This is a genomic window from Rathayibacter sp. VKM Ac-2835 (assembly GCF_013266705.1).
Taxonomy (GTDB): domain Bacteria; phylum Actinomycetota; class Actinomycetes; order Actinomycetales; family Microbacteriaceae; genus Rathayibacter.
In genome coordinates, this window is sequence record NZ_JABSNQ010000002.1 from 581,568 (window position 1) to 607,456 (window position 25,889).

Genomic DNA, 25,889 nt, shown 5'->3' on the forward strand with positions numbered 1-25,889 from the left:
CGGGCGGGTCGGCTCCGGTCGACCCGCCCGCTCCCTCTCTCCGCGCGTCACCGATCCGCTGATCAGGCCCGCGCCCTCCTCCGTTCGAAGGACCACTGATGACCAGGTTCATCCTGCGACGCGTCGTCTCGGGGATCATCCTCGTGGTGCTGATCTCCGTCGTCGCCTACGCACTCCTCTATCTCGGCGGCGGCGACATCGCCCGCCGCATCCTCGGGCAGAACGCGACGCCGGAGGCCGTGGCCCAGCGGGCCGCGCAGCTCGGCCTCGACCAGCCGATCTGGTCGCAGTACCTCGGCTGGCTCGGCCACGCCGTGACCGGCGACCTCGGCAGCTCCTGGTTCACCGGGCAGGCGGTCACCACCGCCATCTCCACCCGCGTCACCGTCACGCTCTCCCTGGTCATCGGCGCCACGATCATCTCCGCGATCGTCGCGGTCGTGCTCGGCGTCTGGGCCGCGGTCCGCCGGGGCTGGGCGGACAAGCTCGTGCAGCTGGTGTCGATCCTCGGCTTCGCGATCCCCGGCTTCCTGATCGCGCTGGGCCTCGTCACCGTCTTCGCGATCAACCTCCGCTGGTTCAAGCCGACCGGCTACGTCAACCTCACCGACTCGTTCTCGGGCTGGATCGCCACGGTCACCCTGCCGATCATCGCCCTCGCGATCGGCGGCATCGCCGGTGTCGCCCAGCAGGTCCGCGGCTCCGTCATCGACGCCCTCCGCCAGGACTACGTGCGGACCCTGCGCTCGCGCGGCCTCCCGGCCAACCGGATCGTGTTCCAGCACGTGCTGCGCAACGCCGGCGGCCCCGCACTCGCCGTCCTCGCCGTGCAGTTCATCGGCCTCCTCGGCGGCGCCGTCATCGTCGAGCAGATCTTCGCGATCCCCGGTCTCGGCCAGGTCGCGGTCACCGCGACCACCCAGGGCGACATCCCGCTGGTGATGGGCCTCGTGCTCGTCACCGCGATCATCGTCGTCATCGTCAACCTGCTCATCGACCTGCTCCAGGGCTGGCTCAACCCGAAGGTGCGACTCTCATGACCGCCACGACTCCGCTGCCCGCCAGCACCCCGTCGGTCGGAGTGGAGGAGCGCGCCGCCCGCACGCACCTCTTCCGCCGCCTGCTGCACAACCCGGTCGGGCTCGTCTCGCTGGTCTTCCTCGCGATCGTCGTCCTCTCCGGGATCTTCGCGCCGCTGCTCGCCCCGGCCGACCCGAACCGCGCCTCGCTGCAGGACGTGCTCGCCGAGCCCGGCGCCGCGCACCTGCTCGGCGCCGACAGCGCGGGCCGCGACGTCCTCTCACGACTGCTCTTCGGCACCCAGTTCAGCCTCGCCGGCGCCCTGGTCGCGCTCGCCGTCGCCGTCGTCATTGGCGTGACCAGCGGACTGCTGGCCGGCTACTTCGGCGGCTGGTTCGACTCGGTCTCGGCCTGGACCTCCGGCCTCGTGATGGCGCTGCCCGGCTTCGTCGTCCTGCTGGCGGCCCGCGCCGTCATCGGCCCCTCGATGTGGCTCTCGATGGCCATCTTCGGCGTCCTGCTCTCGCCGGCCTTCCACCGGCTGGTCTACGCCTCCGTCACCGCGGTGCGCGGCGAGCTCTTCGTCGACGCGGCCCGGGTGTCCGGCCTCAGCAACGGCCGGATCATCGCGCGGCACATCCTCACCGTCGTCCGCGCTCCCGTCATCATCCAGGCCTCGCTCGTCGCCGGCATCGCGATCGCGATCCAGGCCGGACTCGAGTTCCTCGGCCTCGGCGACCTGTCGATCCCGACCTGGGGCTCGATGCTCAACGACGGCTTCTCCAACGTCTTCAACGCCCCGATCCTGATGCTCTGGCCGAGCCTCGCGATCGCGCTCACCTCCATCGCGCTGACCCTGCTGGGCAACGCGATGCGCGACGAGCTCGAGCGCAGCGCCTCCGGAGCCAAGCGCTCGAAGAAGCGCAAGTCCGCCTCGGCCCCCGCGACGGTGCCGACCAGCCTCTCCACGATCGGCATCCAGACGATGCTCGACGAAACCGCCGCGGCGCCGAAGACCGTCGTGCACGAGGAGGAGGCCGGCGCCCGCAGTGCCGAGGAGATCCTCCGCGTCACGAACCTCTCGGTCGGCTACGGCCAGAACGACGGCTCGGTCAAGACCGTGGTGCACGACGTGTCCCTCGCGGTCCGCCGCGGCGAGATCCACGGCCTGATCGGCGAGTCGGGCTCGGGCAAGACGCAGACCGCCTGGTCGGTGCTGCGCCTGCTGCCCGAGGGCGGCCGGATCACCGGCGGCTCGATCGTCTTCGACGGCAAGGACCTCGCGCACCTGTCGGAGAAGGAGATGACCAAGCTCCGCGGCAAGCGCATCGCGTACATCCCGCAGGAGCCGATGTCGAACCTCGACCCCTCCTTCACCATCGGCACGCAGCTCGTGCAGCCGATGCGGATCTGCCTCGGTCTCTCGAAGGCGGCGGCGAAGGAGCGGGCGCTCGGCCTGCTCGCCCGGGTCGGCATCCCGAACCCGCAGCGCACGTTCGACGCCTACCCGCACGAGGTCTCCGGCGGCATGGCCCAGCGCGTGCTGATCGCCGGCGCCGTCTCCTGCGACCCCGACCTGCTGATCGCCGACGAGCCGACCACCGCGCTCGACGTCACGGTGCAGGCCGAGGTGCTCGACCTGCTCCGCGAGCTGCAGTCGGAGCTGAACATGGGCATGATCCTCGTCACGCACAACTTCGGCGTCGTCGCCGACCTGTGCGACCGCGTCTCGGTCATGCGCGACGGCCGGATCGTCGAGACCGGGCCCGTGCGCTCGATCTTCGCCGACCCCCGCCACCCCTACACCCGCGCCCTGTTCGACGCGATCCTCGAGGAGGGGCCCGCCCGCGGACCCCTCGTCGCCACCACCGCCGTGAAGGAGTCGAGCCGATGAGCGCCGCACCCGCTGCACCGTCCGAGCTGCTGCTGGACGTCAAGGACGTCGTCGTCGAGTACCCGGGCAAGGGCTTCCGCGCGAAGCCGTTCCAGGCGCTCAAGGGCGTCTCGCTCGACATCCGCCCCGGCGAGACGGTCGGCCTGGTCGGCGAGTCCGGCTCGGGCAAGACCACCCTCGGCCGCGCGGTCCTGGGGCTCGCCCCGGTCACCGGCGGCGAGATCCTCTACAACGGGCGCGACATCGCGCACCTCGACCGGCGCCAGCGCCGCGGGCTCTCCTCCGAGATCCAGGTCGTCTTCCAGGACCCGTACACCTCGCTCAACCCGTCGCTGACGATCGAGCAGATCCTGGTGGAGCCGCTCACCGTGCGGAAGGTCGACGCGAAGGTCGCCTCGAAGCGGGTGCGCGAGCTGCTCGACCAGGTGGGCCTGCCCCAGTCGGCGGCCGACCGCCTGCCGCGCGAGTTCTCCGGCGGCCAGCGCCAGCGGATCGCGATCGCCCGGGCGCTCGCCCTCGAACCGCGGCTGATCGTCTGCGACGAGCCCGTCTCGGCGCTGGACCTCTCGACCCAGGCGCGCGTCCTCCACCTCTTCACCGAGATCCAGGAGCGCACCGGAGTCGCGTACCTCTTCGTCTCGCACGACCTCGCCGTCGTGCGGCACCTCTCGCACCGCGTCGCCGTGATGTACCACGGTGAGATCGTGGAGTGGGGCGACGGCGACCAGGTCACCTCCCGCCCGGAGCGCCCCTACACCCAGCGCCTCTTCCTGGCCGCCCCCGTCGCCGACCCCGTCCGCCAGGCCACCCGCCGCGAGGAGCGCCGCGCCTTCGTGGCCGCCCACCCCTGACGCCCCGACCCCTGGACGCGCTGCGCGTCCGTCCCCTCTCCGCGAGATGCCTCTTCGGTACGCCTCACCCGGCGTGTCGCGTACTCAAGTGGCATCTCGCGGAAGGGGCCGGGGCGGGGTGCACCGTCAGAAACCCACTACTGCTAGGTTTTGAGGGACGACGACGTCGCCTCCCGAGAGAGAAAGAGTCACCGTGACCGACACCTCCACTGCTCCCCGCATCCCGGCCGAGGGACCCGACGCCGACGCCCTGCTCACCGAGCTGATCGCGCGCCTCGACCTCGAGGAGAAGGTGCAGCTGCTCACCGGCCGCGACTTCTGGACCACCTGGCCGATCGAGAGGATCGGCCTGCGCCGCATGCTCGTCTCCGACGGCCCGTCGGGCGTCCGCGGCGAGGTCTGGGACGAGCGCTCGCCCTCGCTCAACCTGCCCTCCGCGACCGCGCTGTCCTCCTCCTGGGACCGCTCGATCGCCCGCCGCTACGGCGCCGCCGCCGCGGTCGAGGCGCGCCGCAAGGACGTCGACGTCGTCCTCGGCCCGACCATCAACCTGCACCGCTCCCCGCTCGGCGGCCGCCACTTCGAGGGCTTCAGCGAGGACCCGGTGCTCACCGCCGATCTCGCCGCCGCCTACGTGGCCGGCGTGCAGGAGAACGGCGTCGGCGCCACTCCCAAGCACTACATCGCCAACGACTCCGAGACCGACCGCTTCACCGTCGACGTCCGCGTCGGCGACCGCGCGCTCCGCGAGCTCTACCTGCTCGCCTTCGAGCGCGCGATCGTCGAGACCCGCGCTTGGCTCGTGATGAGCTCCTACAACTCGATCAACGGCACCACCGCCACCGAGAGCGACCTGCTGGAGACCCCGCTGAACAACGAGTGGGGCTTCGACGGCGTCGTCATCAGCGACTGGACCGCCGTGCGCTCGGTCGACAGCGCCCGCGCCGCGCAGGACCTCGTCATGCCCGGGCCCGACGGCCCCTGGGGGGCGGCGCTGGTCGTCGCCGTCCGCGCCGGAGAGATCGAGGAGTCGGTCATCGACCGCAAGGTCCGCCGCATCCTCCGCCTCGCCGCGCGCGTCGGCGCCCTCGAGGGCTTCGAGCCCGCCGTCGCCGAGCCCGTGCTCGTCGAGGACGGCCGCGCCTTCGCTCGCGAGGCCGCCGCGGCCGGCAGCGTGCTGCTGCGCAACTCCGGCGAGCTGCCGTGGGACGCCTCGTCGCTATCCTCCGTCGCCGTGATCGGCCACAACGCCCGCGAGGCGCGCACCCAGGGCGGCGGATCCGCGACCGTCCTCCCCGAGAAGGTCGTCACCCCGCTCGACGGCGTCCGCGCCGCGCTGCCGCACGCCCGCGTCGACTACGCCCTCGGCGCGGTCGTGCAGGACGGCGTCGCCCCGCTCGTCCTCGACACCATCACCAACCCCGTCACCGGCGAGCCCGGGCAGCGCGTCCGCTTCCTCGCCGAGGACGGCGCCGAGCTGTTCGTCGAGGACCGCCGCGCCACCTCGCTGGTCTGGTTCGGCGGCACCGCGCCGATCGCCGCCTCGGCCCGCGTCGAGTTCTCGACGATCCTCACCCCCGCCGCCGACGCGACCGTCCGCCTGGGCTTCGCCGTCGCCGGCACCGCCCGCGTCTACGTCGACGGCGCGCTCTTCCTCGAGGAGACCCTCGCCGCCGTCGGCTCCGACCTCGGCGCCGCGCTGCTCGCCCCGCCGTCGGTCTCCGCGCCGCTGACCGTCACCGCCGGCACTCCCGTCGACATCCGGATCGAGTACGACATCGTGCACGCGGAGGGCGACCTCGAGGGTGCGCTCGGCTTCACCTACGGCCTCGAGCCCGACGCCACCCCCGCCGACGAGCTGATCGCGGAGGCGGTGGCGCTCGCCCGCGACGCCGACGTCGCCCTCGTGGTCGTCGGCACCAACTCCGCGGTCGAGTCCGAGGGTTACGACCGCAGCTCGCTCGACCTGCCCGGCCAGCAGGACGCGCTCGTGCGCGCCGTCGCCGCCGTCAACCCGCGCACCGTCGTGGTCGTGAACGCCGGCGCCCCCGTGCTGCTGCCGTGGCGCGACGAGGTCGCGGCCGTGCTGGTCGGCTACTTCGGCGGGCAGGAGATGGGCGACGCGGTCGCCGACGTCCTGCTCGGCCGCGTCGAGCCCGGCGGACGCCTGCCCACCACCTGGCCGGTCGCCATCGAGGACGTCCCCGTCCTCTCCACGCTGCCCACCGACGGCGAGCTGCACTACGACGAGGGCATCCACATCGGCTACCGCGCCTGGCTGCGCAGCGAGGTCGAGCCGGCCTACGTCTTCGGCCACGGCCTCGGCTACACCTCGTTCGAGCTCGTGTCGGTCTCCTCGCCCGAGCCCGTCCGCGGCGGGGAGGACGTCGCGCTGCTCGTCGACGTCGTCAACACCGGCGAGCGCGCCGGCAAGGTGGTGCTCCAGGCCTACGCCGAGCGCCGCGACTCCGCCGTCGAGCGCCCGGTGCGCTGGCTGGTCGGCTTCGAGAGCGCGACGCTGGAGGCGGGCGCGAGCGCGCAGATCGCCGTCACCGTGCCGACGCGCCTCCTCGCCACCTGGAACGACGGCTGGGAGTACGAGGCCGGAGCGTTCACGATCCGCCTCGGCACCTCGCTCGAGGACGTCCCGCTGGTGACCGGGCTGGAGCTGCGCGCATGAGCGCGGCCGTCGTGCCGGGCGGAGTCGCGATCGGCGACGTCGGCGCCCCCTTCCCCAACCCGCTGATCCCCGGCTTCAACCCCGACCCGAGCATCGTCCGCGTCGACGGCGTCTGCCACCTGGTCACCTCGACGTTCGAGTACCTGCCGGGCATCCCCGTGTACCGCAGCACCGACTTCGAGACCTGGGAGCGCGTCGGCAACGTCGCGACCCGCGCCGAGCAGATCGGCGTGGAGGAGGTGCCCACCGGCCTCGGCGTCTGGGCGCCGACCATCCGCCATCACGACGGCCTCTTCCACGTCATCGTGTCGGTGCCCGCGGGAGTGGGCACCGTCGTCTTCACCGCGGCGGACCCGGCCGGGGAGTGGAGCGACGGCACCGTCCTGACCGATGCCGACGGCGGCCCCCTCCAGGGCATCGACCCGGACCTCGCCTGGGACGAGGACGGCACCGCGTTCGTCACCTACTCCGGCCTCATCCTGAGCGGCGAGGAGGCCGGCGCGCACCTCGGCATCCAGCAGGTGCGGGTCGACCTCGCGGCCGGCCGCATCCTGGAGGAGCCGCGCTCGCTCTGGTCGGGCACCGGCGGCGGCTTCCCGGAGGCGCCGCACCTGTACCGGCGCTCGGTCGACGGCCGGGACGTCTGGTACCTCCTCATCGCCGAGGGCGGCACGGAGCGCGGCCACGGCGTCTCGATCGCCCGCAGCGACTCCCCGATCGGCCCGTTCGAGACCGCGCCCGGCAACCCGTTCCTCACCGCCCGCGGCACCACCCGACCGGTGCAGAACACCGGCCACGGCGACCTGGTGGAGGGCCCCGACGGCGAGACCCTGCTCGTCCTGCTCGGTGTCCGCCCGCGCGGGGCGACCCGTGCCTTCTCGGCGCTCGGCCGTGAGACCTTCGTCACCCGCGTGACCTGGGCGGACGGCTGGCCGGTCGCCGAGCCCGTCGCGCTCGCGCCGCGCGGTCCGCTGCGCGACGACGTCGACTTCTCCGGTCCGCTCGACGCGGGCTGGATCGGTGTGCGCCGCCTGCCGACCGCGCTCGCCACCGTGGCGGACGGCCGGCTGTCGCTGCCGGGGGAGGGGCGCACCCTGCGGCACCCGCAGCCCACGTTCGTCGGCCGCCGCCAGCTCACCCAGACGATGCAGGCCTCGGTCGTCGTCGACGTCTCGGCCGGCGTCGGCGGACTCGCCGTCCGCTACGACGAGACGACGTTCGCGTCGGTCGAGGCGGAGTCGACCGGTTCCGGCACGCGGGTCACCGCCCGCGCAGTGATCCCGTCCTTCGAGCAGGAGTGGACCGCCGAGCTGCCCGAGGGCCCGGTGACGCTGATACTCGAGTCCGAGCGCGACGCCGGCGTCGGCTTCGGCCCCGGCCAGATGACGAGCGACTTCCTCGTCCTCCGCGCGGAGGCCGGCGGCGTCTCCCGCACCCTCGCCCGCATCGACGGCCGCTCCTTCACCGCCGAGACCGCCACCTCTTTCACCGGCCGCGTCCTCGGCCTCTACGCGACGACCGGCACCCCGGCCTTCACCGCCTACCGCTACGCAGGCACCGACGACTGATGCTGATCGAGTAGCCCGCGGGCGGGCGTATCGAGATCCCGCCCGCTCCCGGGTTGTACCACGTCTGCGTCCAGCCGCAACCACGTGAACTCCCAGGCGGCTCGCCTCTACCGTCGAGGGAGGCGACCGCAGCAGCGGCCTGCCGCACACCGAGTGAGACATCAAGGAGCACTACCGTGTCGCAGATCATCGAGACCGTCGACGTCAACGTCCCCGTGTCCGTCGCGTACAACCAGTGGACCCAGTTCGAGGAGTTCCCCAAGTTCCTCGACGAGGTCGAGTCGATCCAGCAGGTCACCGACGTGCTGACCGTCTGGAAGGTGAAGGTCGGCCCCGTCGAGCGCGAGTTCGAGGCCAACATCACCGAGCAGCACCCCGACGAGCGCGTCGCCTGGAACAGCACCGGCGGCGAGACCGACCACGCCGGCGTCGTCACCTTCCACAAGCTCTCGGACACCGAGACCCGCGTCACCGTGCAGCTCGACTGGGAGCCGAAGGGCTTCTTCGAGACCGTCGGCTCGCTCGTCGGAGCCGGCAGCCACGCGGTCAAGAAGGACCTGAAGAACTTCAAGGAGTACATCGAGTCCAAGGGCACGCCGGACGGCGCCTGGCGCGGCGACGTCGAGGCCTGAGCCCCGATGTCGGACGACAGCACCCCGGACACCGGGACTCCTGAGGACGGCGGCCTCGGCACCGAGGGCACCATCCCTGACTCCGAGGACGGGATCGCCCTGGGCGTCTCGGGCGACTCGCACTTCAACCCCGAGGAGGACGCCCCGAGCGACTCCGAGGGCGAGGCCGACGAGAAGTAGCAGCACGAACGGAAGGGCCGGAGGCGGTGACGCCCCCGGCCCTTCGTCGTCTCAGCGCCAGGCGCGAGCGTACTGCGGCGGCACGAGGCCGAGCGGAGCGCCGAGCTCGCGGGCCATCCGCGACGGCGCGTGCGGGTCGCGCAGCAGCTCGCGCGCCAGCAGCACCACGTCGGCGTCGCCGCCGGCCACCACGCCCTCGGCCTGCTCAGCCGTGGTGATCAGCCCGACCGCCCCGACGGGAGCGCCGGTCGCCCGGCCCACCTCGCGGGCGAACGGCACCTGGTAGAGCGGTGCCACCGGGATGTCGGTCCCCTTCACGAGTCCGCCGGTCGAGACGTCGAAGAGGTCGACGCCCTCGTCGCGCGCCCACTCCGAGACCGTGATCGTCTCCTCGAGCGTCCAGCCGCCCTCGGCCCAGTCGGTGGCCGAGAAGCGGACCAGCAGCGGCAGCTCGCCGATCTCGGCGCGCACGGCGCGGACGACCTCGAGCAGGAGCCGCGCACGGTTCTCGAGCACTCCGCCGTAGGCGTCCTCGCGGTGGTTGGAGAGCGGCGAGAGGAACTGGTGCAGCAGGTAGCCGTGCGCCGCGTGCAGCTCGATCACGTCGAAGCCCGCATCGACGGCGCGGCGGGCGGAGGCGCGGAACGCCTCGACGATCCCCGGCAGCTCCTCGGCGTCGAGCGCCCGCGGCGCCGCGTAGCCCTCGAACGCGACGGCGGAGGGGGCGACGCTCTCCCAGCCGCCCTCGTCGACGGGGACGGAGCCGCGCCCGCTCCACTCGCGGTACGTCGACGCCTTGCGGCCGGCGTGCGCGAGCTGGATGCCGGCGAGGGCGCCCTGCCCGTGCACGAAGTCGACGATCGGCGCCCAGGCCGCCTGCTGCGCGTCGTTCCAGAGCCCGGTGTCCCAGGGGCTGATCCGCCCCTCGGGGACGACGCCGGTCGCCTCGACGATCACGACCCCCGCCCCGCCGCGCGCGAGCGAGCCGAGGTGCACGAGGTGCCAGGGAGTCGGGACGCCGTCCTGCGCCTCCACCGAGTACTGGCACATCGGCGCGGCCCAGACGCGGTTGCGCGCGGTGCGCGAGCGGAGGGTCAGCGGCTGGAAGAGGGCGGGCGAGTCGGTCGGGGTGTCAGTCGTGTCGGTCACTCCAGGCCCAACCGACGGAGCGGCCCGACTATGCCCGCGGACGTCCGGTGCGGCCCCGCTGTCGCTCAGCGCGGCCAGCTCGACCCCGGCGCCTCCTGCCAGACCGAGCTCGGCGGCGCGAGCGACTCCAGCTCCTCGAAGAGCGCGTCGGGGATGTCGAGCGCGTCGTCCGCGACGAACGCGTCGTAGTGCTCGGCGGTCGTCGCGCCGACCACCGTCGTCGTCACGCGCGGGTCGCGGGTGGAGAACTGCAGCGCCGCGGCCGCCAGCGGCACTCCGGCCCGCTCGCAGGCCTGGCCCATCGCGGCGACGGCCTCGACGATCTCCTGCGGCGCGGGCGCGTAGGCGTAGGAGCGCACCGGCTCCGGCCAGCGCGCGAGCGCCCCGCCGCCGTAGACGGCCGCGTTCACGACGACGACGCCGCGCTCGACGGAGGCGTCGATCAGCTCCTCGGAGGAGCGGTCGACCAGCGTGAAGCGGTTGTGCGTGATGACCGCGTCGAACAGCCCGGTGTCGACGTAGTGTCGCAGCATCGGCGCCGGCCCGCCCGAGATGCCGATCGAGAGCGCGACGCCCGCCTCCTTCATCGCGACGAGCGCGCGCACCGGACCGTCCTCGGCGAAGGCCTCGTCGTAGGAGATGCGCTCCGGGTCGTGCAGGTAGAGCAGCGGCAGGACGTCCATGCCCAGGCGCTCGCGGCTCTCGTCGAGGCTGCGGCGCATCCGCTCGGCGGAGTAGCTGCCCGTCTCGGGGTCGCGGTCGAGCTTCGTGACGACGGTGACCCCCTCCGGGACCCCGCCGCGCGCCCGCAGCGCCTCGCCGATCAGCCGCTCGCTGTGCCCGCGCGCGTACTCGTTCGAGGTGTCGATCACCGAGACGGGGCGGCCGGCGCCGGAGTCGAGCACGCGCTCGAGCGCGGGGACGGTGCCGAGCGAGCCGACGCGGTCGGGGTTCCAGGAGGTGCCGAGGGTGAGCCGGGTCACCGTGGCGCCCGACGGGCCGAAGGGACGGAGCGCGGAGGGCTGAGAGGTCATCCCGTCAGCCTGGCAGCCGGAGTGCTCAGTGCACCAGGGCGTCAGTGCACCAGCGTGCTCAGCCACACCACGACGAACCCGAGGAGCGTCGTGACGAGCGTGCTGAGCAGTCGGCGCCGCCACGAGCTGCCGCGCCGCGCCGACATCAGGTAGCCGAGCGCGGCGAGGATCGCCACGCCCGCGCCGAGCGCCAGGTAGTACGCCGTCCACTCGTCCAGCACGCCGAGCGGGCCGAGCGCGAGCAGCAGCGCCGGCACGACCATCGCGGCGATCATCCCGATCGAGTGCCGAGCGGTGTCGCGCACAGCGGCGAGCACGGAGCGCGGAGTCGGATCCGACTCGGGGAGGCGGGCGATCGTCCCGGAGTACAGGTGCGCGATCCAGAACACGGTCACCGAGCCGAGAAGGAAGAGCAGGACGTCGAGGTCTGTGTCCTCGTTCCAGCCGACGGCGATCAGCGTGAGCGAGAGCACCGTGCCGTAGATCGCGCCCTCGGTGCGCATCACGGCGCCGAGTGCGCCGACGGCGACGACCGCGCCGGTGCGCGTGGTCACGATCCGCCGCTGCGGCGGGGCCTGCTCGAGGGTCGGGGAGTCGTCGGGATCCATGGAGCTCGGCCTTCCGTCGGGCGCGGGCGACCGGCGGCGGACCGGTCTGACCACACCCTAGGGCCTGTCGGACACGATCCCGCGTGCTCGCGACGGCGGTCCCGCGTCCGGCGGGCCCTAGCGGCGCGCCTGAGCCCGCGGTCGCGTCTTCAGCGGCACGGGCGGCAGGTCGGCGAGGGCCGGAGCGACGAAGCCCGAGACGTCGGAGTAGTGCTCCTCCTCGCCCGCGCGGACGAACGACCAGCACTTCAGTGACGCGGGGCGGTCGCGCAACGGCAGGGGGCTCGCCTCGATGACCAGCGCGCCGTCACCGCGGAAGACCACTCGGGCGGGCACGCCGCGGCGGCGCCCGTCGATCGTGTGGCTCGCGGTGGGGCGGAGCACGCCGTCGCGGCTGTCGAGGCCCACGGAGAGGACGGAGCGGAAGTCGTCCGAGGCCGCGCCCATCCCGATCAGGAAGTCGGGGCCGGTGTCGCGGAGCACGAACACGACGTCGAGCCCCTTCTCGTGCCGCAGGGCGTAGGTCGCGGCCAGCATCCCCTTGCCGAACGAGGCGGCGCGCGCAGCGGCGTCCTCGTGATGGGTTCGAGCTTCCTGCTCGCGCATGCGGCACTCCTTCGGGTCCCCTTCACCGTAGAGGAGAGCCGCCCTATGATCGCCCCGTGCCTCGCATCCCGGACAGCGTCCCCACGCCCGCGCTCGTGCTCGACGAGGCGATCCTCGACCGCAACATCGCGGCCACCGCCCGCTCGGCCCGCGACCGCGGCGTCGCGCTGCGCCCGCACGCCAAGACGCACAAGTCGATCGAGATCGCCCGGCGGCAGCTGGCGGCCGGCGCGGTCGGCCTCACCGTCGCGACGGTGTCCGAGGCGGAGGTGTTCGCGGCCGGCGGCGTCGAGGACCTCTTCATCGCCTACCCGCTCTGGCTCGACGCCGAGCGCGCCGCCCGCCTCCGCGGGGTGCTCGAGCGGGCGCGGGTCCGGGTCGGCGCCGACTCCGCGGAGTCGGCGCGCCGTCTCGCCGCCGCGATCCCGGCGGGGCTCGAGGTCGTCGTCGAGGTCGACTCCGGCCACCACCGCAGCGGAGTGCCGCCGCAGGAGGCCGGCGCGGTCGCTGCCGCCGCGGTCGAGGCGGGGCTCGACGTCGTGGGCGTCTTCACCTTCCCCGGCCACAGCTACGCCCTCGACGGCCGCCGCGCCGCGGCCCGCGACGAGGCCGCCGCGCTGACGGCCGCCGCCGCCTCGCTCGCCGACGCCGGGGTCACGGCCCGCGTGATCAGCGGAGGCTCCACTCCGTCCCTCGAGTTCGCCGACACGGGCGTCCTCACCGAGCTGCGCCCGGGCGTCTCGGCCCTCGGCGACGCGCAGCAGTGGGAGATCGGCACCATCGGCCCGGAGTCGATCGCCGTCACCGTGCTCGCGACGATCGTCGCCCGCCGCGACGACCACCTGATCGCCGACGCGGGCAGCAAGGTGCTCTCCTCCGACCGCGGCGCCACCTCGACCGGCTTCGGCCGCCTGCTCGAGCACCCGGAGGCCCGCATCACCGTCCTCTCGGAGCACCACGCCACGATCACCGGCGTCGACCTGCCGCTCGGCACCCGGATCCGCATCGCCCCCAACCACGTCTGCGTCGCCGTCAACCTCGCTGACGACTACCGCGTCCTCCTCGCCGACGGCACCACCGCCACCTGGCCGGTCGACGCCCGCGGCCGCAACACGTAGCCGTTCCCTGCTGATCGAGTAGCCCGCGGAGCGGGCGTCTCGAGATCCACCAGGTCAGCGCCGCGGCACCCGCAGCCCGACCACCGCGGTCAGCCCGAGCAGCAGGAACGCCGAGGCGAACGCGGCCGTCGGCGACGCGGCGTCCGCGAGCGCCCCCGCGAGCAGCGGCCCGACGACACCGCCGAGGTCCGACGCCGCCTGGAAGAACGACACCGGCTTGCCGCCGCGCTCACCCGCCGCGTCGCCCACGAGCGCGCCCGGCGCCGTCCCCATGAACGCCGCCGCCGCTCCGTACACGCAGAGCAGCGCGATCAGCAGCCACAGCTCGTGCACCAGCGGCATCGCCAGCATCGCGACGGCCGCGACGGCGAACCCGCCGATCAGCGCGGGCCGCCGCCCGACCGTGTCGACGAAGCGCCCGGCCGGCGCGAGCGCGATGGTCTGCACCACCGCTGCGATGGCGAACGCGATGCCCGTCCAGGCCGGCTCGTCGCCCAGTCCCTCGACGACGAGCACCGGCACGAGCGTCGCCCGGACGCCCATCGCCGACCAGCCGAGCGCGAAGTTCGCGAGCACGGCGCTCTGGTAGCGCGGATCGCGGGCGACCTCCCGCATCGGCTTCGGCGCCGCGACGGCCGCTTTCGCCTCCGCGTCCCGGTCCGGCCGCTGCAGGAGCACCAGCCCGACCAGCCCGGCGATCGCGAGCGTCCCCGCGTAGAAGAAGAAGGGAGCGGTCAGCGAGATCGCCGTCAGCACGCCGCCGACGGCCGGTCCCGCCATGCCGCCGAGCAGGAACCCGCCCTGGTAGAAGCCGATCGACCGGCCCCGCCGCTCCGGATCCGCCGTCCGCAGCAGCAGCGTCATCGCGGCGACCGAGAACATCGCGGAGCCGATCCCGCCCGCCCCGCGCAGCAGCAGCAGGTGCGCGTAGTCGCCGGCGAGCCCGACGAGCGCGCTGGACACCGCCACGATCCCGATGCCGACGGCCAGCACGATGCGCTCGCCCACCCGGTCGACCAGCGGCCCGACGAAAGGATTCGCGACCAGCCGCATCAGCGCGAACGCCGACACCACCGCGCCGACCTCGACGTAGCCGACCCCGAAGCTCCGCACGTACACCGGCAGCACCGGCACGACGACGCCGAACCCCAGCATCACGAAGAAGGCGACGATCCCGAGGACCTTCACATCGCGGGGGAGCCGCGCCCCGGGTTCACGGTTCTTCCACGGAGCACGCACCCACCGACGCTACCCCGTGCGTCCGACGCCGTGCAGCGCGTGTTCTGCGCCGATCAGAGCAAAAGCTTTCTCCCCGACAACTCTCGCCCTACTGTGTCAGCTGTGAGTGAAGCTCACGAATGACATCTCAAGAGCAAGATAGGACCGAGGCTGACATGACTACAAGTAATACGTTTTCTCCTTCGATTGCGACCAGGGCGTTCTCCATTGCCGCAATCGGTTTGGCGTGCCTTGCGGGAGCGCCCGCGGCAGCTGCTTCTCCAGACCCGCTCTCCGCACCGTCAATTGCGTACAAGCCGGTAGGGCCGAAGAAACTGACGGTCGCACCGGGTTCGTACAACCGCAACAAGTTGTGCGAATACGAGTACCAGGGCCGATGTGTTACCTGGTACACGGGGGAGTCGACCTGCTACCACATTTTCGAGACATCCCAGCCGGACCATCGGAAGAAGGCGTGCACGATCTGGATTGCGACCGGCCATATGTACGTCGAGGGATGAACTCTCTTGGCTCGAGTCCGATCTCTACGAACGATATCGCTCGCGATCCCTGTCCTTCTGGCGAGCGGTTGCGCGATTCCGGGGCAAGTACAGGACCCGGCTTTCTGTCCTCCGGTCGAGGACTCGTGGAACGCCTTCCTGGCAGATCCCGTGCCACAGAGGCGAGAGGAGGTCGAGATCGCTCTCGACGCGTTGCAGTACGAGAACTCCACATCGACCGCCGCAGACGCGGCACGGCTCGCGAAGTTGGCGCTCCTCACTGATCTGGCGCGGACACCTGCTCGCAGTCCGTCCTTCTGGAACGCCCTCGACCTGATCGCCCGCGAGTGCGCCGCGGCCGGCGTCGACCTCTCCTTCGACGGCCACGGCGAGCCGCTGCCCGCCGTCGGCTGACGCGCCCAGGAATGCCAGGCCGGGACGCGCGTTGTCCTCAGGGATGACTTCCGCAGCAGACCCGTCCACCGTCCCCACTCCCGAGGTCCCCACTCCCGAGCAGCGCGCCCTCGTGGTCGGCGCCACCGGCATCGGCGGCTCCGCCCTCGTCGACCTGCTCACCGAGCGCGGCTGGCCCGTGACCGCCCTGTCCCGCCGGCCGATCGCCGAGCGCCCCGGCGTCATCCCGCTCTCCGCGGACCTCCGCTCGGCCGACGACCTCGCCCGCGTGCTCGCCGACGAGAAGCCGACCCACGTCTTCTTCACCGCCTGGTCGCGCCAGGCCACGGAGGAGGAGAACATCGCCGTCAACGGCGGCATGGTCCGCGACCTCCTCGCCGCGCTCTCGCACGCGCCGCTCCAGCACGTCGCGCTGGTCACCGGCCTCAAGCACTACCTCGGCCCGTTCGAGGCCTACGGCCAGGGCGCGATGCCCGACACCCCGTTCCACGAGGAGGAGGAGCGCCTCGACGCGCCCAACTTCTACTACGCGCAGGAGGACGAGCTCTTCGCCGCCGCCGAGCGCGACCGCTTCACCTGGTCGGTGCACCGCTCGCACACCGTGATCGGCCACGCGGTCGGCAACGCGATGAACATGGGCCTCACCCTCGCCGTCGCCGCGTCGATCCACCGCGCGCAGGGCACGCCGTTCGTCTTCCCCGGCTCGCTCACCCAGTGGAACGGCCTCACCGACATGACCGACTCCACCGTCCTCGCCGAGCAGATGCTCTGGGCGTCGACGAGCGAGGCGGGCCGCGACGAGGCGTTCAACGTCGTCAACGGCGACGTCTTCCGCTGGCGCTGGATGTGGTCGCGGATCGCCGAGCACTTCGGCGTCGAGCCCGTCGGTCCCGGCGAGGAGCCGCAGCCGCTCGAGCAGCAGATGGCCGGCGCCGACGACGTCTGGCAGCGCCTCGTCCGCGAGCACGACCTGATCGAGCCCGACCTCGAGCGCGTCGCCTCCTGGTGGCACACCGACGCCGATCTCGGCCGGCAGATCGAGGTGGTCACCGACATCAGCAAGTCGCGCCTGGCCGGCTTCGGCGTGCACCACCGCACGGTCGACTCCTTCACGGCCCTGTTCGACCGCTATCGCGCGGAGCGCCTGATCCCGTAGGCGCGCGGTAGGGGGTCGGCGGCCCCGTCCGGTCGCCGACCCGTCGCCCCGCGGACACCCGGCCGACACCCTGCGTCCCCCCGCGCTGCCTAGCGTCACGGCATGGCGGCGGCGGGGTACGGACGGGTGGGCACCCGGTGATCGAGCGGGTGGACCCGTTCCTCGGCACCGAGGCGACACAGCTCCCCGACGCGACCGGGCTGGCGGCGACCTGGTGGTCACCGAAGCCGCAGATCGGCAACACGCACCCGGGCGCGACCTTCCCGCTCGGGATGGTGTCCGCGTGCTCCTACTCCGGCGCCTACCCCACCGGCTACGGCCGCTACGACCTGGCGCTCGAGGGGGTCCCGCCGACGATCCAGGACGGCCTCGTCGCCTCCGGCTTCACGCACTTCCAGCAGTCCGGCACCGGCGCGATCCGCAAGTACTACAACTACCTCCGCGTCACGCCGATGCTCGAGCCGCTCGACGAGCTCGGCCGCAGCTGGGCGATCGAGGACGAGGTCGCCGAGCCCGGCTACTACGCCGCGACCCTCTCCTCCGGGATCCGCGCCGAGCTGACCGTCGGGCCCGCCTCGGTCGTGCACCGCTACACCTTCCCCGAGCACCGCAGCGCCCGCGTGGTCGTCGACCTCTCGCTCGGCGGCCTCGCGATCCCGTCCGGAGCGACGATCCCGCTCCGCGCGAAGCTGCACTCGATCTCGCCGGGGGTCGCCGCCGGCGAGGTCGTGATGGAGGGCGCGCCGCTCGCCGTCCACCTCGAGTGCGACGCCCTGCAATGGCGGCAGATGCTCTGGTACGACCGGCGGCTGATGCCCGGCGGCACCCGGCTCGACTTCGACCACATCCGCCCGACGACCCTGCGCCCGTTCGGACTGATGTGGGCCGGACCGAGCACGGCCGGGCAGACCGTCGAGCTGCGGATGGGCTTCTCCCTCCGCGGCACCGACCGCGCCCGCGAGAACCTGCACCGCGACGTCCCGGCCACGATCGGCGGCTTCGACCAGCGCCGCGACCGCACCCGCAAGACCTGGCGGAAGCGCCTGCGCACCGTCGCCGTGGACACCCCCTCGACCGAGCGCGAGACCGTGTTCGCCACGGCGCTCTACCACTCGCTGATCAAGCCGTGCCTGGCGCCGGACGAGAGCCCGTTCTGGCCGAGCGACGGCCCGTTCGTCTTCGACCTCAGCACGATGTGGGACATCTACCGCACTCAGCTCCCGCTGCTCACCGCGCTCGTCCCCGAGCGCGCGGTCGAGGTCGGCGCGGCGCTGCTCACCATCTGCGAGGAGGAGGGCAACTTCCCGATCGGCTACCGGATGGCCAAGGGCAGCGACCGCTTCTCCCGCCAGGGCAGCGCCCTCGCGCACACCTTCCTCGCCGACCTCTGCCGCCTCGGCCTGCCCGGCATCGACTGGGAGGCGGCCCTCGTGCACATGGGCGAGGACCTCAAGCGCACCTACGGCGAGGAGTTCCTGGCGGCGGGGGAGGCGCACCCGATCAGCCACACCCTCGACCTCGCGCACGGCTACTGGTGCACCGCGGTCGTGGCGCGGCACGTCGGCGACCACGTCCTCGCCGACCAGCTCGAGGAGCGAGCCGCCCAGTGGGTGAACGCCTACGACCTGCGCTCGGGCCTGCTCAAGGACTCGACCTACTACGAGGGCACCAGGCACAACTACTCCTTCCGCCTGCTGCACGACATGGCCGGCCGCATCGCGATCAGCGGCGGCGACGACGCCTTCGTCGTGCAGCTGGACGAGTTCTTCGGCTACGGCGCCGAGCCCGTCGTGCAGCCGGGACTGCGCCCGGACCGCGCCGAGATGCTCGCGGGCTCGGCCCTCGGCCGCTTCGAGGGGCTGAACAACGAGCCCGACATGGACGCACCCTGGGCGTACCACTACGCGGGCCGCCCCGACCGCACGGCCGAGGTCGTGCACGGGGTGCTGCACCAGCGCTTCGGCGCCGGCCGCGGCGGCCTGCCCGGCAACGACGACTCCGGGGGTCTGAGCTCCTGGTACGTCTGGGCGAGCCTCGGGCTCTTCCCGGTCGCCGGCCAGGGCCTGCTCCTGGTCAACGCGCCCGCCTTCGCCCGCGCCTCGCTCGCGATCGGCGGCGCGGACGTCGAGATCCGCACCACCGGCTTCATCGAGCCGGTGCCGGGCGGACCCGTCCAGTACGTGCAGCGGGCGGAGCTGAACGGCGCACCGCTCGAGGCGAGCTGGATCACCGCCGCCGAGCTGCACCGCGGCGGCGAGCTGACGCTGCACCTCGGCGCCGAGCCCGTCGCCTGGGGGAGCGCCCCCGAGCACCGGCCGCCGTCGTTCCCGCACCGCTGACCACCCGCACCGCCGACCACCCGCACGCCGCACCCGCCACCCGCACCGACCACCCGCACCCAGCATTCAGGAGGAGCCCCATGGACCAGAGCACGCACGCCCACACCGTGCAGAACCGACTCGTCATCGTGGTCCGCGCGGATCCGGTGATCTGCGGGCACTCGGTCGAGGCCCGCAACCTCGCCGAGACCGCCCTCGAGCGCGGCTTCGACGAGGTGCGCATCGTCACCTGGCCGATCGAGCGCCTCCAGGCCGCCGGCCTCCCGCTCAAGCCGCTCGACGCGGTCCTCCCCTACAGCGACGGCATCATCGTCGAGCGACCGGAGCCCGTCGGCGACTACAAGGTGCCGGACGGCCGCTTCCTCGCCGGCATGGTCGGCCGCCTGGTCGAGCTGTTCACCGACGGCGTGCCCACCGTCTGCCTCTCCCTCTACCTCAGCCCGCACACCCTCGCGGTGGCGGACGCCCTGCGCGCCGCCTGGAGCACCGGCCTCCCGGTCGACGTCACGACGGTCGCCGAGGCGGTCGGCTCCGACGTCACGAACGTCGTCCGCCGGGCGGTCGAGGAGGGCCGGCTCGGCGCCGCCGCGCACATCTTCGCCTCGTACCTGTCGCAGGACCACTGCGTCGCCGTCTCCGAGTACACCCGCGACCTGATCGTCGAGGAGGCCGAGCGGATCGACGCCGTCCACGGCACCCGGTTCGCCGAGCAGTGCCGCGCGCGCATCGAGATCTCCTACCCGGCGATCGACTCCGACGCCTACACCGGACTCGATCCCGCCGTGGTCGACGAGGTCGTGCGCGCCCGCGGCCTCCGCACCGACGGCTACGTGCTCTTCCTCTCCCGACTGACGGAGGCGAAGGGGGTCGAGGACCTGATCGCCGGCTACGAGCGCAGCGGCGTCCACGCCGACCGCGAGCTCGTGATCGCCGGACGCGGACCGCAGGAGGCGGAGCTGCGCCGCCTCGCGGCCGCCTCGCCGCTGGCGCACCGCATCCGCTTCCTCGATGACGTCGGCGACGCCGAGAAGCCCTACCTGATGGCCGGCTGCTCGGCGTTCGTGCTGCCGAGCAAGCCGCGCCCGGAGTTCGTCGAGACGTTCGGCATCGCGCTCGCCGAGAAGATGCTCGCGGGCGGCGGCCCCGTCATCACCACGCTCACCGGCGGGATCGGCGAGGCCGTCGGCGAGCACGCGTTCATCACCCCGGTCGAGGATCCGGACACGATCGCCGCGCTGCTGGACCACGTGGTGCTCGAGCTGACGGCGGAGGATCGGGCGCAGCGCGCGACGGCCGCGCGCGAGTACGCCCTGCAGTTCGACCGGCGGCGGGTCTTCGACCGGCTGTTCGCAGGGATCCCGCGACCGGCGCGCGCCGAGCAGGCCGCCTAGCGAGCAGGCCGCCCAGCGTGCAGGCCGCCCAGCGTGCAAGGCCGCCCGGCGTGCAGGCCGCCTAGATCGAGTCGCCCTGGGCGACCGCGAGGCGGTACCGCACGAAGCGGAGGGTGAACGTGTGCCGGTCGCCGCTGCGGATCCGCTCCGCGAGCACGCGGATCCCGAGGACGGCGACGACGCGCCACCACTCCAGATCGTCCGAGACGACGGCGGTGAACTCGTCGCCGGGCCGCACCTCGTGGACCCCGGCTGAGGCGCGCGGGGCGATGGTCGTGTCGATCGTCATGTCGCCGACTCCTGTCGGCGGGCCTCGCGGAGACGCTTCGGGTGCGCCGCGCACCCGGACGCCGGGCCCACGAGAGGGGGGCTCGCTACCCGGCGTCCGGTCATGCGTGCGGCCACGGGGTCGAGCCCGCCGGAACGAACCCGGACCGCCCTCGAAGTGTAGGCCTGTCAGTCAGGGGTGGCGCGGGATGTCCAGCCCTTGCGAGAGAGTTCGGAGAGTCCGACAGTCATCGGAGAAGTGGGCGGCGAACCGCGGAACCACGGGTCAGGCGGCGGGCTCCGCGCGCCGCAGCGGCACGGCGGCGGCGCCGACCGGCTCGGGAACGATGCGCAGACCGGCGCCGCTGTTGGCGCGTTCCATCAGGGCCTCGATCCACTCGGGGTTGATGGTGGGCTGGCGGCTGCCCTTGAAGTCGAACTGGATCGGGATGGTCGGGTGCATCCAGACGCCGCGGCGCCCGGTCCCCGCGTTCGGGCTGGCGTCGAGCGTCAGGAGGAAGCGCTCGTCCCGGCGGAACTTGTTGATGATCACGATCTGCAGGTGAGCCAGAGTCCGGTCGTCGACCTCGATGGCCGCCGGAGGAGTGCCGTACATGATGCTGCCCATGGTCTTCTCCCTGTCGCACGTCGAACAGGATGGGTGCACCCTGTCGCTAGACAGACTCTCTACTAGTTTGACTAACCATGTCAAGCCGGCCGGATGAACGATCGGTGACGCGGAGGGCGCGACGGAGAGGCGGGCCGTGCCCGCGAGTCGGGAGGCCGCTCAGGCGCGGCGTCGCTCGACCGTGAGCTCGGGCGCGACGTCGTCATCGAGGTCCTCGAGGCCGTCGCCGGGCGCCTCGACGATCTCGCGCACGGTCTGCAGGAAGCGGACCACTGCGCTCGCCTCCTCGGGGGAGAGCCGCTCGGCCGCCTCCAGCATCCGCTGGTTCATGTCGTCCAGCGTCTCGCGGACCTCGCGGTGCGAGGTGGGGGTGGCGACGATGCGGATCGCGCGCCGGTCGCTGGGGTGCGGCTGCCGGACGACGTGCCCGCTCTTGACCAGCCGGTCGATGAGAACGGTCGTCGAGGCGGAGGAGATGCCGAGGTAGGCGGCGAGGTCCTTGGGGCTGACGTGCTGGCCCCCCTGCTGGCGGCGCATGAGGAACTGCACGGCGAGGAGGTCGTTCTCGCCCATCCCCATCGATCCGCGGGTCCGCCGGCGCATCGCGCTCTCGGCGGTCCGGAACGCGCGCATCGCGCCGAGGACCTCGGCGGCGCCGGGCGCGCTCGCAGTGCCCGGGTGCCGAACGGCAGCCGGTCGAGTCAGCGCGACCTCATCCATGCACCACAGCTTAGACAGTCATGTAGCAAGAAGATCTAGTCATGTACAACCCCGTCCTGGTGCTTGTCCGCGAGGGCCGCACAGGGTACGAATGGATCAGCTAGTTAGACGAGCTAGCGATCTCACCGGATCAGATCTCATCGGACAGGAGGACGGGATGCTCGACACCGCACCGGTCCTCCCGCTCGCGGACCCGCTGCTCGGCACGACCCTGGCCGAGCGTTACCTCCTGCTCGAGCGCATCGGCGAGGGCGGCAGCGCCACGGTCTTCCGGGCTCGCGATCTGCGCCTGGCGCGCTCCGTCGCGGTGAAGGTCTACCGCGAGGTCGCCGGCACTCCGAACGAGCGGTCGCGCCGCGAGCGCGAGGTGCGGCTGCTGATCGACTCCCGCCACTCGTCGATCGTCGAGATCCTCGACCAGGGCGAGATCGCGACGGAGGAGGGGGCGCTCGCCTTCCTCGTCCTCGAGTACTTCGATGCGGCCGATCCCGCCGCCGACTGGTTCGCGTCGGGCGACGAGCGGCTTCTCGCTGAGGTCGGCGCGCAGCTCGCCGACGCGCTGGCGCACCTGCACTCCCGCGACGTCCTGCACCGGGACGTGAAGCCGGAGAACGTGCTGGTCCGCTCCCGCGCGATGCCCGCCGCCGGCTCGCTGCACGAGGCGAAGCTCAGCGACTTCGGGATCGCCCGCGCGGTGGACGACGCCCGGCTGACCCGCTCCGACGTCCTCGTCGGGACGGCCGCCTACCTCAGCCCCGAGAGCCTCGGCTCCGGGACGGTCGGTCCGGCGTCCGACGTCTACTCCCTCGGACTGGTCCTGCTCGAGGCCGTCTCCGGCCGCCGCGCCTACACCGGCACCACGCTCGAGATCTCGCTGCAGCGCATGCACCACGCGCCCGTCGTGCCGGCATCGGTCCCCGCCCGCTGGCGCGCGCTGCTCGCCGACATGACGCGACTCGACCCCGCGGCGCGGCCCTCGGCGGAGGAGGTCGCCTGCCGGCTGTGGTCGCAGCTGCGCGACGAGCCGCGGACGTCGACGCTGCGCACCGGCGTGCACGGCGCGATCGCGGCGCTCTCCGCCGCGGCGGTCGGCGTCGCCTCGACGCTCGCGCTCCTCGGCCACCTCGGCTGAAGCTCTCTTCCGCGCCGCGCTCAGCCGCCCGGAAGGAGGGCTGTCGTAGTCTCGCCCCGACTGTCGACCACTGCCGATCGTCGACCGACGCCGACCGTCCGGGGCTGTGCCGCGGACCCGAACGGAGCCGATCCCATGAGCCCCCGCCGCCTGTTCCGCCTCCTCTCGATCCTCGAGGCGGTGACGTGGACCCTCCTGCTCGTCGGCATGCTGCTCAAGTACGCCCTCGGAGCAGGGGACTGGCCGGTCAGCGTCGCCGGGCCGATCCACGGCTTCGCGTTCCTCGCCTACGGGGCGGCCGCCCTCGTCCTCGCGGTGAACCAGCGCTGGTCGGCGCGGGCGACCTTCCTGGCTCTCGTCAGCGCCGTGGTGCCCTACACGACCGTCCCGCTGGAGCGCGGCTTCGAGCGGCGCGGACTCCTCGAGGGGGAGTGGCGTCGCGAGGCCGGCGCCGACCCGCGCGACCGGCGGCTCCCGAGCCGGCTGCTGCGCTGGGCGCTCGGCCGTCCGGTCCTCGCGGCCGCCCTCGTGCTGGCCGCCGTCGCCGCGGTCTTCGCCGCCCTTCTCGTCGTCGGCCCACCCGGCGGCACCGAGGCCTGACAGCCCGGCTCCCTGCTGATCGAGCAGCCCGCGCAGCGCGGCGTATCGAGATCCACCACCGTCAGAACGGTGCGGGTGTGTCGTCGAAGCGGGGCCCGGGCGGTGGGTCCGGCGGACGGCCGGGGAGCCGTGGTGGGCGGTTGCCGACCCGCCGGCCGGTGGGGGTCGTCCAGGTGATGGTTCCGTCGGAGTCGTCCTTGACGTAGCTCCACTGCTCGCCGTGCCTGACGTGGTGGTGGGCGGTGCAGAGCATGACGAGGTTGTCGAGGGAGGTCTCACCGCCGTTGCTCCACTCGATCGTGTGGTCGGCCTCAGAGGTCGCGGCGGGGCGGGTGCAGCCCGCGAAGCGGCAGGTCTGATCGCGGAGCTGGAGGTGCAGGCGCATCTGCGGCGGTGGGACGCGCCAGGTGCGGCCGACCGAGACGACGGCGCCGGTGTCCGAGTCCGTGAGCACTCGGGTGAACGACGCAGCGGTCCGGATCGGCTCGCGGGCGATCTCGGCGGGGACGGGACCGTAGCCGTCCAGCTCCGCCGGGGCGTCGTCGAGGCCGACGGCGGTGGACGCCGCGAGCGTGAGCCGCACCTCGGCGCGGATGCCGGGGACGAACGTCGGGTCGGGGCGGCGCTCGGCGTCGGGAGTCGTCCCGGCGATGTCGCCGTCGCAGAGCAGGTCGATCGCGGCGTCGGCGCTGAGCTGCTGGAGGGTGCGCGGGTCACCGTCGTCGCGGAGGGTGCGGGCGATGCGGCGGAGCCGGTCGTAGGCGCCCGTCACTGCCGGAGCCGGCCCGTGCACGCAGAGCGTCGCCATCCCGTCGACGTCCGGTGTGATCCAGACTGCGCGGTCCTCGCGGGCGCGGGTGTGCCGGTCGGCGAGGGGCTGCTCGTGCAGCTCCTCGCGCCAGCGGCGCAGGGCGCGGCGCAGCTGCGTGGTGGTCATCGTCACGGCGGCGTCGGAAGCGCGCTCATCGAGAGCGGCGCGGGAGCCTTCGGGGAGGCTGCTCGCGGTTCGGCAGATCGCCTCGCCGACCTCCCACAGGATCCGCGCGTCGCGGAGCAGAACGCGCGTGAGGGGGAGGTGCTCCATCAGCATCTGTGCGGTCTCGACGCGGCGGGAGACGTCCCGCTCGGACAGGCCGAACGTTACCGCGAGCTCGGCGCGGATCGAGCGCTCGACGAGGTCGCGGGTCTCGCTGCGGGACGCGCCGCGGGCGAACGCCTCCGGGACGGTGAGCGCGACGCGATAGCCGCGGTGCAGGCGTTCCGCTGCTCGGAGGCGTGTCGGAGAGGCGGCACGCTCGGCGGCCGCGGCGCCGTCGAAGCAGTCGCGCACCTCCGCGAGTGCTGCTGCCGTCTCGTCCTCTGTCATACGCGTATTCAAGCAGGGACCACCGACACCGGAGCGGGGATGCAGGCCGATCGGGGAGAGCGCGGACCGATCGGGGACTGAGGAGGAGGCTTGCATCCCGGATGCCCGACGGTGGTGGGTCTCGATACGCCGCCGGGGGCGGCTGCTCGGCCAGCATGGGGCGCCCTGCGGGCGACTCGATCAGCAGGGGAGGCGCGACGGCGTCAGGCCGCGCGGGTCGCCGCGTCGATCAGGATCTCGGCGGCGCGGCGGGCGTGCAGCGCGGACTCGGGGGTGCCCGAGATGGCGGCGGTGGTCTGGGCGCCCTCGGCGAGGAGGGCGAGCTGGGCGGCCAGCTCGGGGCCGCCGCCCACCTCCGCCGCGAGCGCGGCGAGGAAGCTCTGGAAGGTGTCCTTGTGCTCGCGGGCGAGCGAGGCGACCGAGGGGTTGGACGAGCCGAACTCGCCGAAGGCGTTGATGAAGCTGCAGCCGCGGAAGGAGTCCTCGGAGAACCAGTCGAAGAGGAAGTCGTAGATCGCCAGGAGCTTCGGGCGGGCCCCCGTCGCGGCGGCGACCCGGGTGCGCACGCCGAGCGTCCACTGCTCGTGCCGCGCCTGCAGGACGGCCAGGACGAGCGACTCCTTGCTCGGGAACTCCGAGTAGAGGCGCTTGAGCGAGACGCCCGCGGCGGTGCGCAGCGCGTCCATCCCGACGGACTGGATCCCGCGCTCGTAGTAGAGGCGGTCGGCCGCCGCGAGGATCGCCTCGCGGGGCGGCGGGCCTTCGAGCGTTCGCGGCGTCATCCCTCCATCGTAGGCGCAGAGGGAACGCGCGTTCTC

The 25,889-nt window shown here is 72.9% G+C and carries 24 protein-coding genes; 14 read left to right on the forward strand and 10 right to left on the reverse strand.

Going from position 1 to position 25,889, the window contains the following annotated elements:
- Positions 1-98: 98 nt before the first annotated feature.
- The 7 genes from HRK28_RS10555 to HRK28_RS10585 all read left to right on the forward strand — a co-directional run bounded on the left by HRK28_RS10555 (position 99) and on the right by HRK28_RS10585 (position 8,825).
- Positions 99-1,040 carry an ABC transporter permease gene (locus HRK28_RS10555; protein WP_123705420.1) on the forward strand — a complete coding sequence of 314 codons (942 nt, stop codon included), beginning with the start codon at positions 99-101 and terminating at the stop codon, positions 1,038-1,040.
- On the forward strand, positions 1,037-2,914 hold the full coding sequence (locus HRK28_RS10560) for a dipeptide/oligopeptide/nickel ABC transporter permease/ATP-binding protein (RefSeq protein WP_173251452.1): 1,878 nt from the start codon (positions 1,037-1,039) through the stop codon (positions 2,912-2,914). Before HRK28_RS10555 ends, HRK28_RS10560 begins: the two co-directional genes overlap by 4 nt.
- On the forward strand, positions 2,911-3,765 hold the full coding sequence (locus HRK28_RS10565; protein ID WP_173251453.1) for a dipeptide/oligopeptide/nickel ABC transporter ATP-binding protein: 855 nt from the start codon (positions 2,911-2,913) through the stop codon (positions 3,763-3,765). The genes HRK28_RS10560 and HRK28_RS10565 overlap by 4 nt, the downstream gene beginning before the upstream one ends.
- A 250-nt stretch (positions 3,766-4,015) precedes the next feature.
- The gene (locus tag HRK28_RS10570; RefSeq protein WP_217274717.1) at positions 4,016-6,445 is read left to right on the forward strand and encodes a glycoside hydrolase family 3 C-terminal domain-containing protein; all 2,430 of its coding nucleotides are present in this window, start codon (positions 4,016-4,018) and stop codon (positions 6,443-6,445) included.
- Positions 6,442-8,013, forward strand: a complete 1,572-nt coding sequence (locus HRK28_RS10575) for a glycoside hydrolase family 43 protein (protein ID WP_173251455.1) — start codon at positions 6,442-6,444, stop codon at positions 8,011-8,013. Before HRK28_RS10570 ends, HRK28_RS10575 begins: the two co-directional genes overlap by 4 nt.
- Positions 8,014-8,189: 176 nt before the next feature.
- The gene (locus HRK28_RS10580) at positions 8,190-8,645 is read left to right on the forward strand and encodes an SRPBCC family protein (RefSeq protein WP_160090744.1); all 456 of its coding nucleotides are present in this window, start codon (positions 8,190-8,192) and stop codon (positions 8,643-8,645) included.
- A gap of 6 nt (positions 8,646-8,651) precedes the next feature.
- Entirely contained in the window at positions 8,652-8,825 is a 174-nt protein-coding gene (locus HRK28_RS10585; protein WP_164874539.1) for a hypothetical protein, read from the forward strand.
- A gap of 51 nt (positions 8,826-8,876) precedes the next feature.
- On the opposite strand, the gene HRK28_RS10590 is transcribed toward HRK28_RS10585, so the two are convergent.
- The 4 genes from HRK28_RS10590 to HRK28_RS10605 all read right to left on the reverse strand — a co-directional run bounded on the left by HRK28_RS10590 (position 8,877) and on the right by HRK28_RS10605 (position 12,222).
- Positions 8,877-9,974 (reverse strand): NADH:flavin oxidoreductase/NADH oxidase, encoded by a 1,098-nt coding sequence (locus HRK28_RS10590; protein WP_160090743.1) that lies wholly within the window; start codon positions 9,972-9,974, stop codon positions 8,877-8,879.
- 65 nt (positions 9,975-10,039) lie between these two features.
- Positions 10,040-11,008: an aldo/keto reductase gene (locus HRK28_RS10595; RefSeq protein ID WP_173251457.1), complete on the reverse strand. Its 969-nt coding sequence runs from the start codon at positions 11,006-11,008 to the stop codon at positions 10,040-10,042.
- Between the two features lie 41 nt (positions 11,009-11,049).
- Positions 11,050-11,616, reverse strand: a complete 567-nt coding sequence (locus tag HRK28_RS10600; RefSeq protein WP_160090741.1) for a hypothetical protein — start codon at positions 11,614-11,616, stop codon at positions 11,050-11,052.
- A gap of 117 nt (positions 11,617-11,733) precedes the next feature.
- Positions 11,734-12,222: a hypothetical protein gene (locus tag HRK28_RS10605; RefSeq protein WP_160090740.1), complete on the reverse strand. Its 489-nt coding sequence runs from the start codon at positions 12,220-12,222 to the stop codon at positions 11,734-11,736.
- 56 nt (positions 12,223-12,278) lie between these two features.
- Between HRK28_RS10605 and HRK28_RS10610 the strand changes: the two genes are divergently transcribed.
- The gene (locus HRK28_RS10610) at positions 12,279-13,340 is read left to right on the forward strand and encodes an alanine racemase (protein WP_367948393.1); all 1,062 of its coding nucleotides are present in this window, start codon (positions 12,279-12,281) and stop codon (positions 13,338-13,340) included.
- A gap of 54 nt (positions 13,341-13,394) precedes the next feature.
- Here the strand turns inward: HRK28_RS10610 and HRK28_RS10615 are convergent, their stop codons facing one another.
- Positions 13,395-14,579 (reverse strand): MFS transporter, encoded by a 1,185-nt coding sequence (locus HRK28_RS10615; protein ID WP_244231678.1) that lies wholly within the window; start codon positions 14,577-14,579, stop codon positions 13,395-13,397.
- A gap of 650 nt (positions 14,580-15,229) precedes the next feature.
- Between HRK28_RS10615 and HRK28_RS10620 the strand changes: the two genes are divergently transcribed.
- The 4 genes from HRK28_RS10620 to HRK28_RS10635 all read left to right on the forward strand — a co-directional run bounded on the left by HRK28_RS10620 (position 15,230) and on the right by HRK28_RS10635 (position 20,358).
- Positions 15,230-15,472 (forward strand): hypothetical protein, encoded by a 243-nt coding sequence (locus HRK28_RS10620; RefSeq protein WP_173251458.1) that lies wholly within the window; start codon positions 15,230-15,232, stop codon positions 15,470-15,472.
- A gap of 43 nt (positions 15,473-15,515) precedes the next feature.
- Positions 15,516-16,628 (forward strand): SDR family oxidoreductase, encoded by a 1,113-nt coding sequence (locus HRK28_RS10625; protein WP_173251460.1) that lies wholly within the window; start codon positions 15,516-15,518, stop codon positions 16,626-16,628.
- Positions 16,629-16,765: 137 nt separating this feature from the next.
- Positions 16,766-18,967, forward strand: a complete 2,202-nt coding sequence (locus HRK28_RS20835) for a glycoside hydrolase domain-containing protein (RefSeq protein WP_173251462.1) — start codon at positions 16,766-16,768, stop codon at positions 18,965-18,967.
- Positions 18,968-19,047: 80 nt separating this feature from the next.
- Positions 19,048-20,358 (forward strand): glycosyltransferase, encoded by a 1,311-nt coding sequence (locus HRK28_RS10635; RefSeq protein ID WP_173251464.1) that lies wholly within the window; start codon positions 19,048-19,050, stop codon positions 20,356-20,358.
- A gap of 61 nt (positions 20,359-20,419) precedes the next feature.
- Here the strand turns inward: HRK28_RS10635 and HRK28_RS10640 are convergent, their stop codons facing one another.
- The 3 genes from HRK28_RS10640 to HRK28_RS10650 form a co-directional block, all read right to left on the reverse strand.
- Positions 20,420-20,647 carry a hypothetical protein gene (locus HRK28_RS10640; protein WP_160090735.1) on the reverse strand — a complete coding sequence of 76 codons (228 nt, stop codon included), beginning with the start codon at positions 20,645-20,647 and terminating at the stop codon, positions 20,420-20,422.
- Between the two features lie 264 nt (positions 20,648-20,911).
- Positions 20,912-21,253 (reverse strand): ATP-dependent DNA ligase, encoded by a 342-nt coding sequence (locus HRK28_RS10645; protein WP_160090734.1) that lies wholly within the window; start codon positions 21,251-21,253, stop codon positions 20,912-20,914.
- Positions 21,254-21,412: 159 nt separating this feature from the next.
- Positions 21,413-21,973, reverse strand: coding sequence for a MarR family winged helix-turn-helix transcriptional regulator (locus HRK28_RS10650; RefSeq protein WP_160090733.1), 561 nt, complete (start codon positions 21,971-21,973; stop codon positions 21,413-21,415).
- Between the two features lie 157 nt (positions 21,974-22,130).
- On the opposite strand from HRK28_RS10650, the gene HRK28_RS10655 reads away from it, so the two are divergent.
- Together HRK28_RS10655 and HRK28_RS10660 are read left to right on the forward strand one after the other, a co-directional pair.
- Entirely contained in the window at positions 22,131-23,105 is a 975-nt protein-coding gene (locus tag HRK28_RS10655; protein ID WP_173251465.1) for a serine/threonine-protein kinase, read from the forward strand.
- A 135-nt stretch (positions 23,106-23,240) separates the two neighbouring features.
- Positions 23,241-23,705: a DUF3817 domain-containing protein gene (locus HRK28_RS10660; protein WP_160090731.1), complete on the forward strand. Its 465-nt coding sequence runs from the start codon at positions 23,241-23,243 to the stop codon at positions 23,703-23,705.
- 61 nt (positions 23,706-23,766) lie between these two features.
- Here the strand turns inward: HRK28_RS10660 and HRK28_RS10665 are convergent, their stop codons facing one another.
- On the reverse strand, positions 23,767-25,071 hold the full coding sequence (locus HRK28_RS10665; RefSeq protein ID WP_173251467.1) for an HNH endonuclease signature motif containing protein: 1,305 nt from the start codon (positions 25,069-25,071) through the stop codon (positions 23,767-23,769).
- 203 nt (positions 25,072-25,274) lie between these two features.
- Positions 25,275-25,853, reverse strand: a complete 579-nt coding sequence (locus HRK28_RS10670) for a TetR/AcrR family transcriptional regulator (RefSeq protein WP_160090729.1) — start codon at positions 25,851-25,853, stop codon at positions 25,275-25,277.
- Positions 25,854-25,889 lie beyond the last annotated feature (36 nt).